The sequence below is a fragment of the Paraburkholderia dioscoreae genome (assembly GCF_902459535.1).
In the GTDB taxonomy this organism is placed as follows: domain Bacteria; phylum Pseudomonadota; class Gammaproteobacteria; order Burkholderiales; family Burkholderiaceae; genus Paraburkholderia; species Paraburkholderia dioscoreae.
In genome coordinates this window covers 2,372,161-2,387,675 of record NZ_LR699553.1, presented here as the reverse complement: position 1 = coordinate 2,387,675, position 15,515 = coordinate 2,372,161, and the positions used below count along the sequence as shown (strand labels likewise).

Genomic DNA, 15,515 nt, shown 5'->3' with positions numbered 1-15,515 from the left:
GAAGCCGGCCGGCGACGGCGGCGACCGGTACGATCGGTCAGCCGCGGCCGCCGCGCGAGATTTCCTCGCCCGCGCGATGCGGCATGCGCAGCGTGACCGGAATCGACGCGAACGAGCACAGGCCCACCACCAGAAACGCCGGCCAGAAATCCGACCACATGAGGCCGGGATGTCCGTGCAGCACGCGCGAAATCTGCAGCACGATACCGCCGATTGTCACGCCCAACCCCAGCGACATCTGCTGCACGACGCTGCCGAGACTGGTGGCGCGGCCCACGTCGCGGCTGGCAATCTCCGCGTAAGTCAGCGAGTTCAGACTGGTGAACTGCAACGCGGGGAAGAACCCGCCGAGCAGCACGATCGCCCAGATGATCCAGGTCGGCGTGCCGGGAAAGAACAGGCCGCAAGCCGCGATAGAAAGCCCCGACAACGCGGCGTTGACCACCAGCACCGAACGGAAGCCGAAGCGATGCAGCACGCTCGAAGCGACCGTGCGCATGAACATGCCGCCGAATGCGGACGCGCAGGTGATCAGACCGGATTCGAACGCGCTCATGCCGTGGCCTTCCTGCAGCATCAGCGGCAACAGGAACGGCAGCGCGCCGAGGCCGATACGAAACAGCGAACCGCCAAGCACGCTCGCCTGGAACGTGGGTACCTTGAAAAAGCGCAGATCGAGCAGAGGGAGCGGGACGCGCTGCGCATAGGCGACGTAGGCCGCGAGCAGAACGGCGCCGCTCGCGCACATGCCGAACGCGTCGCGGTTCGAAATCAGTTCGCCGCCGACCAGCGACAACCCGAGCAACAGCAACACCGCGCCTGCGGCCGACAGGAAAAAGCCGATCCAGTCGAGCGGACCGGGATCCGGTTCACGCGTGTTGGCGATGTGCCGGTTGGTCAGATAGATGCCGAGAATGCCGATCGGCACGTTGATGAAAAAAATCAGCCGCCAGTGCAGGTACGTGGTGATGAAACCGCCGAGCAGCGGCCCTGCCGCGGGGCCGAGCATCGCCGGGACGCTCAGGTAGTTCATCGCGCGGATGAAGTCGGCCTTGTGCACCACGCGAAAGATGATGATCCGCCCGACCGGCACCATCATCGCGCCGCCGACCCCCTGCACGAAGCGCGCGAGCGTGAAGGTGGCGAGAGAGTTCGACGCGGCGCACAGCAGCGAGCCGGTCACGAAGATGCCGATCGCCGTGCGGAAGATGGTACGCGCGCCGAACCGGTCGGCGAGCCAGCCGCACACGGGGATGAACACGCCGAGCCCCAGCACATAGCTCGTCACCGCGATTTTCAGCGTGACCGGATCGCGCCCGAAGTCGCGTGCCATAGCCGGTAATGCGGTGACGATCACATTCGCATCGACGCTTTCCATAAACATCGCACACGCGACGATAAGGGGCGCAATCAGGGCTTTCTGGGCGACGGTCATGGAGGCGGGCTGCGTCGGGCGCTCGCGGACAAAGCGGCATTATTGCACCTGTACGGTGCGGGTTGTTAAAAGACAACGTTTCGATGTCCCCCTTTTTACGACAGGCCGATCGTCGATGCGCGCTGGGGTGTCCCGGTCCACCACTTTATTGATATTTGTTGCGGTGCAGTAGAAGCTGGCTATAATCGGGTTATTGCCTAGGTATAAACCCTAAATGGAGTCTGCCATGAACACCGCTTCCAACGCTGCCGCCGCCCACGCTACTGCCGCCACCAACAAGACGTTCTTCGGCAAACTGCGCGCACTGGCGCTGCATGCACTCAATCTGCACCTGCAAAACTGCGCCGTGATCGCTGAAGCGTATCGCCGTCCGCAGTAATACAGACGCCCGAACGCCACCCGCGCGCCGACTGACGGCAGCCGAGCAGGGCGCGCAAACGCGCTGCGTCTGCGCTGCCGCTGTTATGGCGCCGCCGTATCGATCTCGTGTCATTTCAACGCGTCTTTCACGCCTGTTATTTGGGTTCGAACGCCATCGGCCGATCGCCCATGGGCGCCTCGCGCATACGGGCGGCATGTCACGCATGGGCTACACCGTGCTGTTTGCATCATGCTCATGCGATACGGACTCGCATGGCCCTGCATGAATGAGTTGTGGGCGCCGCTCGACAACAACCGGCGCTGCCCCGCGCTCCCCGGTCGCTCTCGTGGCCAATGCGCTTCCCAAAAAGCGTCATAGCCATTAGACCGCTCCAATACGCGTGCGCCATTACCCAATCCTGATCCGCCGTTACCACATGGCGTCGATTCTTCATTCGCGGCGCGCAAATAGCGTTTAAACTCCAGCCCCTGTCGATACCCGGCGCGCGTCATTGCCACCCGGTCGGCAATATCGACCGTTTCATTCAAGCGTTTCGCGTTGCCACGCCGCGCGCGGCATTCAGATTCGACGGCCCAGGTTAAACCCCGCGACAAGGCTGGAACTGTCAACCTTTTTACCCCTGTGCCGTTATCCATTTGTAAATCGCCAATAACAGGCGACGCCGCGGCTGACGAATCGTCGTCGTGACAGTTCCAAGCAAGGCCCTGCATTGACCATGTTCCATCGATATAACAATAAATTCGACCGGCTAGGCGCGATGTTCGACCGTGCATCGAAAACGCTCGGTAACCGGGGGCTTCTCTCGCCCGTTCTCGCACTCGTGATTGGCGTGCTGCTGCTGGTCGTCTTGCAACATCTCTCGCAAGCCGTGGACTATCGCTCGGTGATGCGTCAGTTGCGTGAACTGACGGCCGGCGAGTGGGTCGCCGCGCTCGGCGCCACTGCGCTCAGTTACGTGGCGCTGGTCGGCCGCGACGCCGTCGGCTTGCGCTATCTGGGTGTGGTCGTTCCGCGTGTGGCACTGTGGATCGGCGCGACCGCAGGCTCCGCGCTCGGCAACGCGACTGGTTTCGGCGCGCTCACAGGCGGCGCCGTGCGCGCGCGCGTCTACAGCGTGGCGAGCGTCACGCCTGCGCAGATCGGGCGCATGACGGTGTTCACGAGTGTGTCGCTCGCGCTCGCGCTGGTGCTGATGACGGCGCTCGGCATGCTCGGCCTCGCCGGCACGCTCGCGCCGATGCTGCACCTCGAGCCCGTCGCGCTGCGCTGGAGCGGCGCGGTGCTGCTCGTCGTGCTCGGGCTGGCGGCCGCCGCATGCCGCAGCGAAACGCGCCCGCTTCGAACGCGCTGGCAGTGGCTCTCGTTCGACCTTCCCGCACGCCGCGATCTGCTCGCGCAAGTGGCGCTCGCAGTGCTCGACGTGGTGGCCGCCGGCCTTGCGCTGTGGGCGTTGCTGCCGCATGCGGACGTGAGCTTCGTGACCTTCATCACGGTCTATGCCGCGGCCATGCTGCTCGGTATGATCGGCCATACGCCGGGCGGCGTCGGCGTGTTCGAGGCGGCGATGGTATTCACGCTGAACGGCAGCGTGCAAACGCATCAGATGGTTGCCGCTCTGCTTGCGTATCGGGCGATTTACTTCGGTGTCCCGTTGATCGTCTCGGCCGCGTTGCTGGCCGGTTTCGAAGGACGTGCGCTGAAAAGCCGTCTGCCGCTGCAGCATGCGGCCGCCGCGTCGAAGCTTGCGCCGCTGTTCCTGAGTCTCGTCACGTTCGTGGTGGGCGGCATGTTGGTGATATCCAGCGCGACGCCCGCATTCTGGCAACGCATCCGTATTCTGCGCGACGTGCTGCCGCTATGGGTGCTCGAAAGCTCACAGATGCTTTGCAGCGTGCTCGGCGTGCTGCTGCTGTTCGTCGCGCGTGGTTTGCTGCGGCGGCTGGACGCCGCGTGGTGGATGACGCTCCTGCTGGCCGTGCTGAGTCTCGCGTTGTCATTGACCAAAGGTCTTGCGTTCGTGGAAGCGGGCGTGCTCGGCATGCTGATCGTGCTGCTGCTGTCCACGCGCGAGCGTTTCAACCGTCATTCGTCGCTGTTCGCGGAGCGCTTTACGGCGGGCTGGCTGGTCTCGGTGGCGATGGTGCTGATGCTCGCCACGTGGGTCATGCTGTTTGCTTTCCGCGACGTGCCGTACACGCGCGACCTGTGGTGGCAATTCGCCTTCGACGAACGCGCGCCGCGTGCGCTGCGCGCGACGCTGGCCGCAAGCCTCTTTGCCGCGACGTTCTCTTTCTGGCAACTGTTGCGTCCCGCGCCGGGCCGCTTCGTCAAGCCGGCGCCCGAAGATCTGCACGACGCGGCGCGCATCGTCCGTGCGCAGGAGCGCAGCGACGCCGGTCTTGCGCTGATGGGCGACAAGAGCTTCCTGTTTTCCGAGTCGCGCCAGGCTTTCCTGATGTACGCGAAATACGGCCGCACGTGGGCCGCTTTGCACGATCCGGTGGGTCCGCGCGAAGAGTGGGCCGGCCTGATCGGCAAGTTCGTCGCGCTCGCGCATGCACATGGCGGGCGCGCGGCGTTCTATCAGGTGCGCGCCAACGCCTTGCCGCTTTATCTCGACGCCGGTCTCACGCTGATGAAACTCGGCGAGGAAGCGCATATCGTTCTGGACGACTTCGATCTGAAGGGCTCGCATCGCGCGCATCTTCGCTATGCGCTCAAACGCGGCGAGCGTGATGGCTTCACCGTCGAAGTGATCGATCAGGCGAACGTGCCCGCGTCGCTCGAAACGCTGCGCGGGATTTCCGATGGCTGGCTCGGCAGCCGCGACGCGCGCGAAAAGAGCTTCTCGGTCGCCGCTTTCACGGACGAGTACCTCGCCGCGCAATCGGTGATGCTGGTGCGCCAGAACGGCGTGCCGGCCGCGTTCGTCACCTTCATGACGACCGATATGAACACCGAAGCGACGGTCGGCGTGATGCGTCATGTGGAAAGCGCGTCGCCGTATGCAATGGAATATCTGTTCACGCAACTCGCGCTGCATCTGAAGCAGGCGGGTTTCCGCTCGCTCAGTCTCGGCATCGCGCCGCTGTCCGGCATGCAGCCCACGCCGCTCGCCTCGCGCTGGCACCGGCTTGCCGGCATGGTGTGGCGCTTTGGCGGCCGTTTCTATAACTTCCGCGGACTGCGTGCTTTCAAGAGCAAGTTCCAGCCGCATTGGGAGCCGCGTTATCTCGCGGCGTCGGGTTCGGTGGGCGTGTTCTTCACACTCGCGGACCTGTCATTGCTGGCGGGAGGCCGGCGTTCATGACATTGCATTCGTTTTTCAGGCTTGCTGTGGCGGCGAGCCTCGTGACCGGCGGCGCGCTCGCGCATGCCGCGACCACCACCGTGGCGGGTGGCCGGTATGGCGATGTGACGGTCACTCGGCCCGCTGGTCCGTTGCGCGGCTTCGTGGTGCTGTACTCGCAAGCGAGCGGCTGGAGCACGGCGGATCAGCAGAGCGCCGATGCGCTCGCCAAGGCCGGCGCGTTGACCGTCGGCGTGGATACCGCGCGCTATGCCGCCAACCTCGCCGCAAAGAAAGAAGCCTGCCATCAGCTGGTGGGCGATGCCGAAGTGTTGAGCCACCAGCTCGAACGGCAATCGCAATCGAGCCACTATTTCGCGCCGATCGTCGCGGGTACGGGGCAGGGCGCGACGCTCGCCACGCGCGTGCTCGAACAGGCGCCGTCGAATACGATTGCCGGTGCGGTCGCGGTGGACGCCGAGCGCACGCTCGATCCGCGCTTCCAGCCGTGCCCGCCGGACCCGACGGTGATCCGCGACAAGGTGCCGGGCTTCGTCGAAAAGGCGGCCACGGGCAGCGCCGATCACACGCGCCTCGTGGCGCTGGTCACGCCGCATCTGCAGGCGGTGTCGACGAGCGACGACGACGTCTCTGATCTGCCACTGATCGAATTGCCGGCCGCGCACCCGAACGGCCTCATGGCGATCGTGATTTCCGGCGACGGCGGTTGGCGCGATCTCGACAAGACGATCGCCCAGGCTTTGCAGAAAGACGGCGTCTCCGTGATCGGCTGGGACAGCCTGCGCTATTTCTGGAGCGAAAAGCCGCCTGCGCAGACGAGCCGCGACCTCGCGCGCGTGATGCAAACCTATGGCGCGCGCTGGAACGCGCAGTACATCGCACTGATCGGCTATTCGTTTGGCGCGGACGTGATGCCGTTCGCGTATAACCGTTTGCCGGCAGCGCTGCGCGCGAAGGTCTCGCTGATCGCGTTGCTCGGCTTCGCCCCCGACGCCGATTTTCAGATTCGCGTGGGCGGCTGGCTCGGCATGCCGGCAAGCGACAAGGCGCTGAAAGTGCAGCCGGAATTGGCCCGTGTGCCGCCCGCGATCGTGCAGTGCTTCTACGGCGAGAACGAAAAAGACACCTTGTGTCCGTCGCTGACGAAAACCGGCGTCGAGGTGATTCGCACTTCGGGCGATCACCATTTCGGCGGCGATTACAACTCGCTGGAACGGCGCATTCTCAGCGCCTTCAGGAAGCAGAGCGGCGTGCATGATTGATATCGCCGGATCGCCGGATCGCCAGATCGCCAGATCGCCAGATCGCCGCTGGCGGTGCGCCTTCGAATGCTCATTCGTCTGTTGAGAGCGCTATCGCACATAGTCCGGCTTCACCGGCATCTATGATTCTTTCAAAGAGCTGACCGCTGGGCTCATCAAGCGATACTGCTTGACGAGCCTGCGTGGCCGGTTGTCGTCCGTGTCTTTCTTGTGAATTCTCCTACGATAATGCAGCGCGTCGCCGGTTCGCCCAGTCGCCCGGCAGCGTGCTGCCGGCATGGCTGGCAGCCACTCCGGCGCGCTCGAGCGACCGGTCCGGCAAGGCCGGCACTTTGCCCCATGCGTCGAGGCCGTGAATGCTGGACTCATTCTTCTTCGATACTGCCGCGCGTGAGCCGGATCTTCCCGCGCTATGGGTCGACGAGCGCTCGTACTGCTACGACGAACTTGCCTCGCGAGCGCACCGGATCGCGGCCGACGTATCTGCGGCGCTGCCGCCTGGTCGCGCGAGGCGCTGCCTGTTATTCGCGCATCGTAGTGTGGACGCCTATGCGGGTTTGCTAGGAATCCTCAAGGCAGGCTGCGCTTATGTGCCGCTCAATCCCAACGTGCCGGCTGCGCGTATCGCCGCCATCATCGGGCAGTCGGGCGCCCCCGTCATGCTGGTTGACCGGCGTTGCGCCGCATTGCTCGCCGAAGTGGTACCGCTGCTGGACGAATCACCCAGGATCTTCCTGCTCTACGACGAAGGCGGAGAAGCCGGACAAGTCTCTCAGGATTCCGATGAAATGCATCTGGCCCGCACGGCATTGGCCGATGGCGACCTGACACGGCCGCCACATGATCCACTTGTGACCGAAGCCGCCATGCCTCGCGCGTCGTGCGACGAGGCTTATATTCTGTTCACGTCAGGCTCGACCGGCGCACCCAAGGGCGTGCCCCTCTCGCACGAGAATGCTTGTGCCTATGTGGCGGGGCAACTGCATCTGATCGACAGGCTGCCGGGTGCCCGCTATATACAGTTATGCGAGCTTTCCTTCGATCCTTCGGTGCACGACATGTTCGTGTGCTGGGCGCATGGCGCATGCCTGTACGTGCCGAAGACGGTCGAGCCGATCTACAACGCGGCCTTCATCAAGGAACACGCGATCACGCACTGGAGCAGCGTGCCTTCGGTCGCCGCCTTCATGCAGCAGTTCCGCAAGCTGCAGCCGGACGAATTTCCCAGCCTGCGCGTGACGTTGTTCGGCGGAGAACCGTTGCCGCGTTTGCTGGTGCAAGCGTGGCTGCGTGCCGCACCGAACAGCCGGGTGCTGAACATGTACGGGCCGACTGAAACGACGGTTGCGTGCACAGCATTCGAAGTCACCACGGAATTTCTTGCCGACTCGCGCCACGCGGTGATGCCGCTTGGCCGCGCGTTGCCGGGCATGGAACTGTTGATCGTGGACGCTGCGCTCGAACCGGTCGCGCCAGGCGTCGGCGGCGAATTGCTGGTTGGCGGTCCGCAGGTTGCCTCGGGTTATCTGTCGGCGGACGAGCCCGGCAATCGCCGTTTCATTTCGCGGAGGTATCCGGGCCACAGCGCGTCGCGCTGGTATCGGAGTGCGGATGCCGCGCGCGAGGTAGCCGGCGAGGGAATCGTGTTTCAAGGCCGCATGGATACGCAGATCAAGATTCGCGGCAATCGTATCGAACTCGAAGAAGTCGAGCATGTCGTCAGGTCGTGCAGTCAGGCTGCGCTGTGCGCGGTTATCGCGTGGCCTGTCGATGAAGCGGGTCGCGCAGGTGGCCTGATCGCTTTTGTCACGCATGTGCAAGCTGGCGCGACGCAGATTCTGCAGGCGTGCCGTCAGCGCCTGCCGGCGTATGCCGTGCCGCAACGGGTCGTCATGCTGGACACGTTGCCGCTGAACGTCAATGGCAAGGTCGATAGAAGGGCGCTGGCCGGACAGTGTATGACCGGCGATGTGCTCACCTGAGCATCGCGCGGCAGTGTCTCTTTGCTCGTTCCTGATGGATCGATGCCGTGTCGAAAAATTGAAGTATCGGGGGAATCACAATGAAGACGCATGTGCGCCGTATTCTTCGCGAGGCCGCCTGTCTCGACGTACCGGTCGATACGCTCGACGACCACGACGATCTCTATGCCGCCGGGTTGTCGTCGCTTGGCACGGTCCGTGTGATGATGGCCATCGAGGACGAATTCGCCATTGAAATTCCAGGCGCGCAGATCACGCACGAACTGTTCGAAAGCATCGATTCCCTTGCAAGCGTGCTTGCGCACATCGTGCCGGAGGAATCGAGTGCAACGCGAACCTGACTTGGCGCTACGCTGTCCGCCCATGTCCGCTCAGCTCACCATGACACCCGTCACGTTCGGCGGCTGTTTCGGTTGGCTGCATCGTCCGGCCGGCATGCAACCCGACACGGGCGTCGTGCTGTGCAACCCGTTCGGTTATGAGGCACTCTGCACCTATCGAGGCTGGCGCGAGTTCGCCGATATGCTCGCCGCGCGCGGAGTGGCGGTGCTGCGCTTCGACTATCCCGGCACCGGCGATTCGAGCGGCAACGAAGACGATCCGCAGCGCATGCGTGTCTGGCTCGACAGCATCGAGGCGGCAGCGCTATGGCTGCGCGCCGAAACCGCGGTGACGCGCCTGAGTCTGTGCGGACTGCGTTTGGGCGCGACGCTGGCGGCGCTGGCCGCCGAACAGATGGGCGGCGTCGACGATCTGGTGCTGCTCATGCCGGTGAGTTCGGGCAAGACCTACATTCGTGAGCTGGAGCTTCAGCATCAGAGCTGGCTCAGTTCGCAGCAGGCGCTCGGACTCAGTCTCGATGCAGAGACCGCGAATACCGTCGGCGCACACGGCTTCCGTCTCTATCCGGACACGCTCGAGTCGCTTGCGAAGGTCGATCTCGAACGGACTGCACGATGTGCCGCGCGGCGTGTGCTGCTGCAGGATCTGAACGAGAGCGCGCGTCTGAAGCGCGTGGTGGCGCACTATCACGCGCTCGGTACTCAAACGGATCTGCAGTTTTTCGGCGAATACGGCAAGTTTCTCGTCAATCCCAGTTATAGCGAAACGCCGGAGCATGCGTTCGCGAGCGTGCTCGAATGGTTCAGTGCGGGCGCGATCACGGAACGCGAGCCGGTCGTCGAGATGCTTGCGGGCGCAACCGCTGCGCAGATCGATTTTTCGCACGGACGCGAAACGCCTGTGGTGTTCGAGGGCGGTTGCTATGCCGGCGTGTTCTGTCAGCCGCGACACGCACTTGAAGATGCGCCGGCGGTGTTGTTCGTCAATACGGGCGGTGTGCACCGAATCGGCGACGGCCGCTTCACGGTGCTGATGGCGCGCTATCTGGCCGCAAAAGGTATCGCCTCGTTGCGCATGGACCTGAGCGGCCTCGGCGATAGTCTGCGCCGTGATGCTGCGCTGTCGCTCGATAGGGTGTACGCGCAATATGCGGTTGGCGACGCGAAAGCCGGCGTCGATTGGCTCGTGGCGACGGGGTATCCGGAAACCGTGATGTTCGGCGTGTGCACGGGTGCGTATGTCAGCCTGCATACGGCGCATGCGCATCCGGCAGTGGTGGGTTGCGCCGCTGTCAATCTGCCGTTTTTTACGTGGGACGGCGCGCATACGCGGCCTGGTGCACGGCATGTGGCGGCGAGCGTCGTCTACCGGCGTGCCATGCGCAATCCGCGCAAATGGTTGCGTCTGCTGACCGGCCAGGCAAACGGCAGGATGATCGCGATCGAACTCGCGCGCCGTCTGGGCGCGCGCCTTGCAGCGCGCGCCGGTGCAGCGGTCGAATGGCTGCTAGGCCAACGCACGCCGGGCGGCATGGAGCGCAAGCTCGTACTCGAACTGGAGCGCAAGGGCGTGCAGACTACATTGTTATATGGTTCGCTCGATGAAGGGCTCGACGCGCTGGAAATTCATTTCGGACCTCAAGGTAATCGCCTGGGCAAGTTGAAGAACGTCGACGTGAAACTGATCGGGAAGGTCGACCATGCGCTCTTTTCGCAGTGCTCGCGCAATGTGGTGATGGCGCAATTCGAACAGTTTCTGCGCGAGCGTATGTTGAATGCGCGGCGTTCGGTTTCCGTGCGGGATCGTGGTTTGCGCGTGGCGCAGGTTCAGCAGGGTTGAGATCGACTAGCAGCGAGCATGATGGTTGCCGATGCTACTCATGACCTGCAAGCGCGGCTCGGCGCATGTTTCGCCGCTATGCAGGGAGCGCGAGACGGCACGCGTTGCAATCAACAGGGATTGACAAAGCGCCTCAAGTCAACGAAGATCGAACGCATGAACTGCCTCGACATCCGTATTGCGCTGATTATTAGCATCATTCATCGAATGGTGGGTTAGCGCGCGTCGGATAGCAGTGACACATAACCCGCCACCTGAGGCGGGTTTTTTTATGTCCGCTTGCAACCTGCCTCCTGTGAACGCTTTACTGATTCGTCCTTGCCGCACAGGAGCTTGCCTTGCCGTTACACGAACTCAAACAGGCGGCCGAAGCCGCCGATAGCGTCGCGCTTCGTCACGACTACCTGAAGAAAACCCTGACCGCGCGCGTCTACGACGTGGCCCGCGAGACCGAACTCGAACGCGCGCCGAATCTGTCGGCGCGTCTGCGCAATCCGGTCTACCTGAAGCGCGAGGACAACCAGCCGGTGTTCTCGTTCAAGGTGCGCGGCGCGTACAACAAGATGGCGCATATTCCGGCCGGGGCGCTGGAACGCGGGGTGATTACCGCGTCGGCGGGCAATCATGCGCAGGGCGTCGCGCTTTCGGCCGCGCGCATGGGCGTGAAGGCGATCATCGTGGTGCCGGTCACCACGCCGCAGGTGAAAGTGGATGCGGTGCGCGCGCACGGCGGCCCGACCGTCGAAGTCGTGCAGTTCGGCGAATCGTATAGCGACGCGTATGACCACGCGGTGAAACTGCAGGAAGAGCGCGACCTGACCTTCGTGCATCCGTTCGACGATCCGTATGTGATCGCCGGCCAGGGCACGGTGGCAATGGAGATCCTGAGCCAGCATCAGGGTCCGATTCACGCGATCTTCGTGCCGATCGGCGGTGGTGGACTCGCGGCAGGCGTGGCCGCATACGTGAAATCGGTGCGCCCGGAGATCAAGGTGATCGGCGTGCAGACCGACGATTCGTGCGCAATGGCCGCGTCACTGAAAGCCGGCGAGCGGGTCACGCTGACTGAGGTCGGTCTGTTCTCGGACGGCACGGCGGTGAAGCTGGTCGGTGAAGAGACCTTTCGCCTCTGCCGCGCATATCTCGACGACGTGCTGCTCGTGAATACCGACGCCCTATGCGCCGCCATCAAGGACGTGTTCCAGGACACCCGCAGCGTGCTGGAACCTGCCGGCTCGCTCGCGGTGGCCGGGGCGAAACAGTATGCGGAGCGCGAAGGCATCGAGAACCAGACGCTGATCGCGATCACGTCGGGCGCGAACATGAACTTCGACCGCATGCGCTTCGTGGCCGAGCGCGCCGAAGTCGGTGAGGCACGCGAAGCGGTGTTCGCCGTGACGATCCCCGAAGAGCGCGGCAGTTTCCGGCGCTTCTGCGAACTGGTGGGCACGCGCAGCGTCACCGAGTTCAACTACCGCATTGCGGACGCGCATTCCGCCCATATCTTCGTAGGCGTGCAGATCAGGAATCGCAGCGAATCCGCGCAGATTGCGGGTGCGTTCGAAGCGCACGGCTTCGCCACCGTCGATCTCACGTTCGACGAACTGTCCAAGCAGCACATCCGCTATATGGTCGGCGGCCGCTCGCCTCTGGCGCACGACGAACGACTGTTCCGCTTCGAGTTTCCCGAACGTCCGGGCGCGCTGATGAAATTCCTTTCGTCGATGGCGCCGAACTGGAATATCAGCCTGTTCCACTACCGCAACCAGGGCGCGGACTACAGCTCGATTCTGGTCGGCATCCAGGTGCCGGAGAGCGAGAACGCGGCGTTCGAACAGTTTCTCGCCACGCTCGGTTATCCGAACTGGGAAGAGACGCGGAATCCGGTGTATCGCCTGTTTCTCGCCTCGTAGAACGGCTCGGGGTTTACCTTGAGGCAGCGCGACACCGCGCGAAGGATGAGTCGTCCGGCAAATGAGTCACGAGCCCTGTCTGGACGGCATTAGCACCCAGTTGCGCCTATCGGCCGTGGGTGCCCAATCCAGGCTGTTATCTTGAAATCAGATACAGGCTATCCACCGTATCGCGTTGCCGGATATAACGTGTGTTCGTCAAACTGAGTGCAAATCTAACGCCGCATTCAGGAGACAACTCATGCGCACTCAAATTGGCATCATCGGTGCCGGGCCTGCGGGTCTGCTGCTTTCCCATCTTCTTCACTTGCGTGGCATCGACTCCGTCGTGCTCGAGTCGCGCGCTCGCGATCAGATCGAATCCACCATCCGCGCAGGCGTGCTTGAACAAGCCACGATGGATCTGTTGACCGAAGCCGGCGTCGGCGCGCGAATGAAGGCCGAAGGCGCGCTGCATCACGGCTTCGAGCTGGCTTTCGAAGGCAAGCGGCGCCGTATCGATCTGACCGGACTCACGGGGCATTCGATCACGGTCTACGCACAGCACGAAGTGATCAAGGATCTCGTCGCGGCACGCGTGGCCGACGGCGGCAAGCTGCGTTTCGGCGTGTCGCAGACCTCGATTCACGATATCGAGACCGACAGGCCGTCGATCCGCTATCACCACGAAGGCGAAGCGTATGAACTGCAATGCGACTTCGTGATTGGCTGCGACGGTTCGCAAGGCGTGTCGCGTGCATCGATTCCGCAGGCATTGCGCAAGGATTTCGAACGTGTGTACCCGTTCGGTTGGTTCGGAATCCTGTGTGAAGGGCCGCCGTCATCGGATGAATTGATCTACGCGCGTCACGAGCGCGGCTTCGCGCTGGTCAGCACGCGCTCGCCGAACGTGCAGCGCATGTACTTCCAGTGCGATCCGAAAGATTCGATCGAGAACTGGTCCGACGACCGGATCTGGGCGGAACTGCATGCGCGAGTCGACTCGCACGACGGACAGAAAATTGTCGACGGCAAGATCTTTCAGAAGAACATTGTCGGCATGCGCAGTTTCGTGTCGAACACCATGCAGCATGGCCGGCTATTTCTGGCCGGCGACGCGGCGCATATCGTGCCGCCCACCGGTGCGAAGGGCATGAATCTGGCCGTGGCCGACGTGCGCGTGCTGACTGGGGCGCTCAATGCGTTCTACGTCGAAAACCGCACGGACTTGCTGGACAGCTACAGCGCGACCGCGCTTAAACGCATCTGGCGTGCCGAGCACTTCTCGTACTGGATGACCAGCATGATGCACCGTATCGAGGGTGCATCGCCTTTCGATCAGCAGTTGCAGGTCGCCGAACTCGAATATGTGACCACCTCGCGCGCGGCGGCCACCGCGATGGCCGAAAATTATGTTGGCGTGGCCGGCGCGCAAGCGCAAGCGTGAGCGAGCAGGGCACAGTGTTCAGCGGGCATACCGTAGACTGTGCATGTTCGCGCTTTCATTTTGCCGGGGTATGCTCTCCCTTTAGCGCGTTCTTCGAAATAGGGGCAAAGGCAAATGCGGCGTGTCATTTTCAACCAGAAGGGCGGGGTGGGCAAATCGACCATCGTATGCAACCTGGCGGCCATCAACGCCAGCGAGAACCTGCGTACGCTGGTCATCGATCTCGACCCGCAAGGTAATTCCAGCCAGTATCTGCTTGGCAAAGAGGCGACTGATCTCAAGCCCAACGTCGCGGACTTCTTCGAAACGGCCTTGAGTTTCAGCTTCAGGCCGACGCCGGTTTCGACTTTCATTCACCGCACGCCATTCGAGAACCTCGATGTGATGCCCTCTCATCCGGATCTCGACACGCTTCACGGCAAGCTCGAGTCGCGCTACAAGATCTACAAGCTGCGTGACGCGTTGAACGAACTGGACGAGTACGACGCGATTTACATCGATACGCCCCCGGCGTTGAATTTCTATACCCGCTCCGCGCTGATTGCGGTCGAACGCTGCCTGATTCCTTTCGATTGCGACGATTTCTCGCGCCGGGCCTTGTATACGCTGCTCGACAACGTCAAGGAGATTCAGCAGGACCATAACGCCGCGCTGGAAGTCGAGGGAATCGTGATCAACCAGTTTCAACCGCGCGCGAGCCTGCCCCTTCAGTTGGTCGAGGAACTGATCAGCGAGGGTTTGCCTGTGCTGGCGTCGCGATTGTCGACGTCCGTGAAAATTCGCGAGTCGCATCAGTACGCCAAGCCGATGATTCACTTCGACCCCCGGCACAAGCTCGCTCATGAATTCATGGCACTGCATCGGGAACTGATCGGCTAGACCCACGCCTGTTCCGCGAGACGAACGCCCGTTTCGGATCAGGCCTCGTGAATGTGATAATCGCCCGAATTCACTAGCCGATGAGGTATTGCAATGCAGGTTTATGGCCGACGCAGTTCGATCAATGTGCAGAAAGTGCTGTGGTGTCTCGCTGAACTGGGTTTCACGGAAGGGCGCGAGTTTTCGCGGATCGATGCAGGACTCGAATTCGGCGTGATCGACACGCCGCAGTATCGTGCGCTCAATCCGAACGGACTGGTGCCCACGCTCGTCGATGGTGAGTGCGTGCTGTGGGAGTCCAATACGATCGTCCGTTATCTGGCCGCGAAATATGATGCGCAGACCTTGCTGCCGTCCGAACCCGCCGAGCGCGCCGACGTCGAGCGCTGGATGGACTGGCAACTCGGCACGCTGTGGGCGACGTTGCGCGTTGCGTTCCTGGGGCTGACGCGCGTGCCGGAGGCGCAACGCGACTATGACGCCATCAGGCGTTCATATGGTGAAGCAACGCGGCTTCTCGGCATTGCGGACGCAGTCCTCGAAAAACACGACTATCTTGCGCAGGGTCGCTTTACCGTGGCCGATATCGGCGTCGGCCTTGCGGCGCACCGCTGGGTGCATCTGGCCGAACGGTTCGCCGACAGGCTGGATGCGCCGCAACCGCTGCCTTCGCTGGAGCGGTGGCTTCAGGCGATCAGAAGCAGGCCGGCCTTTTCCGTGGCGGTCGCCTCCTGAGTGGGGTGAG

Annotated in this window: 12 protein-coding genes; 11 read left to right on the top strand and 1 reads right to left on the bottom strand. The window is 62.8% G+C overall.

Annotated features, from left to right (window positions below):
- Nucleotides 1-37: 37 nt before the first annotated feature.
- Nucleotides 38-1,435 carry an MFS transporter gene (locus PDMSB3_RS10615; RefSeq protein WP_007181761.1) on the bottom strand — a complete coding sequence of 466 codons (1,398 nt, stop codon included), beginning with the start codon at nt 1,433-1,435 and terminating at the stop codon, nt 38-40.
- Nucleotides 1,436-1,661: 226 nt separating this feature from the next.
- Here PDMSB3_RS10615 and PDMSB3_RS10610 point away from each other — a divergent pair, with 226 nt between their 5' ends.
- The 11 genes from PDMSB3_RS10610 (at nt 1,662) to PDMSB3_RS10560 (ending at nt 15,505) form a co-directional block, all read left to right on the top strand.
- Nucleotides 1,662-1,814 (top strand): hypothetical protein, encoded by a 153-nt coding sequence (locus PDMSB3_RS10610; protein ID WP_007181762.1) that lies wholly within the window; start codon nt 1,662-1,664, stop codon nt 1,812-1,814.
- Between the two features lie 760 nt (nt 1,815-2,574).
- Nucleotides 2,575-5,127, top strand: coding sequence for a bifunctional lysylphosphatidylglycerol flippase/synthetase MprF (gene mprF, locus PDMSB3_RS10605; protein ID WP_085954204.1), 2,553 nt, complete (start codon nt 2,575-2,577; stop codon nt 5,125-5,127).
- The gene (locus PDMSB3_RS10600) at nt 5,124-6,389 is read left to right on the top strand and encodes a virulence factor family protein (protein ID WP_165186085.1); all 1,266 of its coding nucleotides are present in this window, start codon (nt 5,124-5,126) and stop codon (nt 6,387-6,389) included. The genes mprF and PDMSB3_RS10600 overlap by 4 nt, the downstream gene beginning before the upstream one ends.
- 356 nt (nt 6,390-6,745) lie before the next feature.
- Complete coding sequence (locus tag PDMSB3_RS10595; RefSeq protein WP_007181765.1) at nt 6,746-8,371, top strand: amino acid adenylation domain-containing protein; 1,626 nt, start codon at nt 6,746-6,748, stop codon at nt 8,369-8,371.
- Nucleotides 8,372-8,451: 80 nt separating this feature from the next.
- Nucleotides 8,452-8,712, top strand: coding sequence for an acyl carrier protein (locus PDMSB3_RS10590; protein WP_007181766.1), 261 nt, complete (start codon nt 8,452-8,454; stop codon nt 8,710-8,712).
- 22 nt (nt 8,713-8,734) lie between these two features.
- The gene (locus PDMSB3_RS10585) at nt 8,735-10,552 is read left to right on the top strand and encodes an alpha/beta hydrolase family protein (RefSeq protein ID WP_232064172.1); all 1,818 of its coding nucleotides are present in this window, start codon (nt 8,735-8,737) and stop codon (nt 10,550-10,552) included.
- A gap of 18 nt (nt 10,553-10,570) precedes the next feature.
- A complete protein-coding gene (locus PDMSB3_RS10580) occupies nt 10,571-10,771 on the top strand; it encodes a hypothetical protein (protein ID WP_165186082.1) in 201 nt (66 codons plus the stop codon).
- Between the two features lie 119 nt (nt 10,772-10,890).
- Entirely contained in the window at nt 10,891-12,465 is a 1,575-nt protein-coding gene (gene ilvA, locus PDMSB3_RS10575; protein ID WP_165186079.1) for a threonine ammonia-lyase, biosynthetic, read from the top strand.
- A gap of 241 nt (nt 12,466-12,706) precedes the next feature.
- Nucleotides 12,707-13,891 (top strand): 4-hydroxybenzoate 3-monooxygenase, encoded by a 1,185-nt coding sequence (locus tag PDMSB3_RS10570; protein WP_165186077.1) that lies wholly within the window; start codon nt 12,707-12,709, stop codon nt 13,889-13,891.
- A gap of 114 nt (nt 13,892-14,005) precedes the next feature.
- Nucleotides 14,006-14,770, top strand: coding sequence for a ParA family protein (locus tag PDMSB3_RS10565; RefSeq protein WP_007181770.1), 765 nt, complete (start codon nt 14,006-14,008; stop codon nt 14,768-14,770).
- A gap of 93 nt (nt 14,771-14,863) precedes the next feature.
- A complete protein-coding gene (locus tag PDMSB3_RS10560) occupies nt 14,864-15,505 on the top strand; it encodes a glutathione S-transferase family protein (protein WP_007181771.1) in 642 nt (213 codons plus the stop codon).
- Nucleotides 15,506-15,515: the final 10 nt, after the last annotated feature.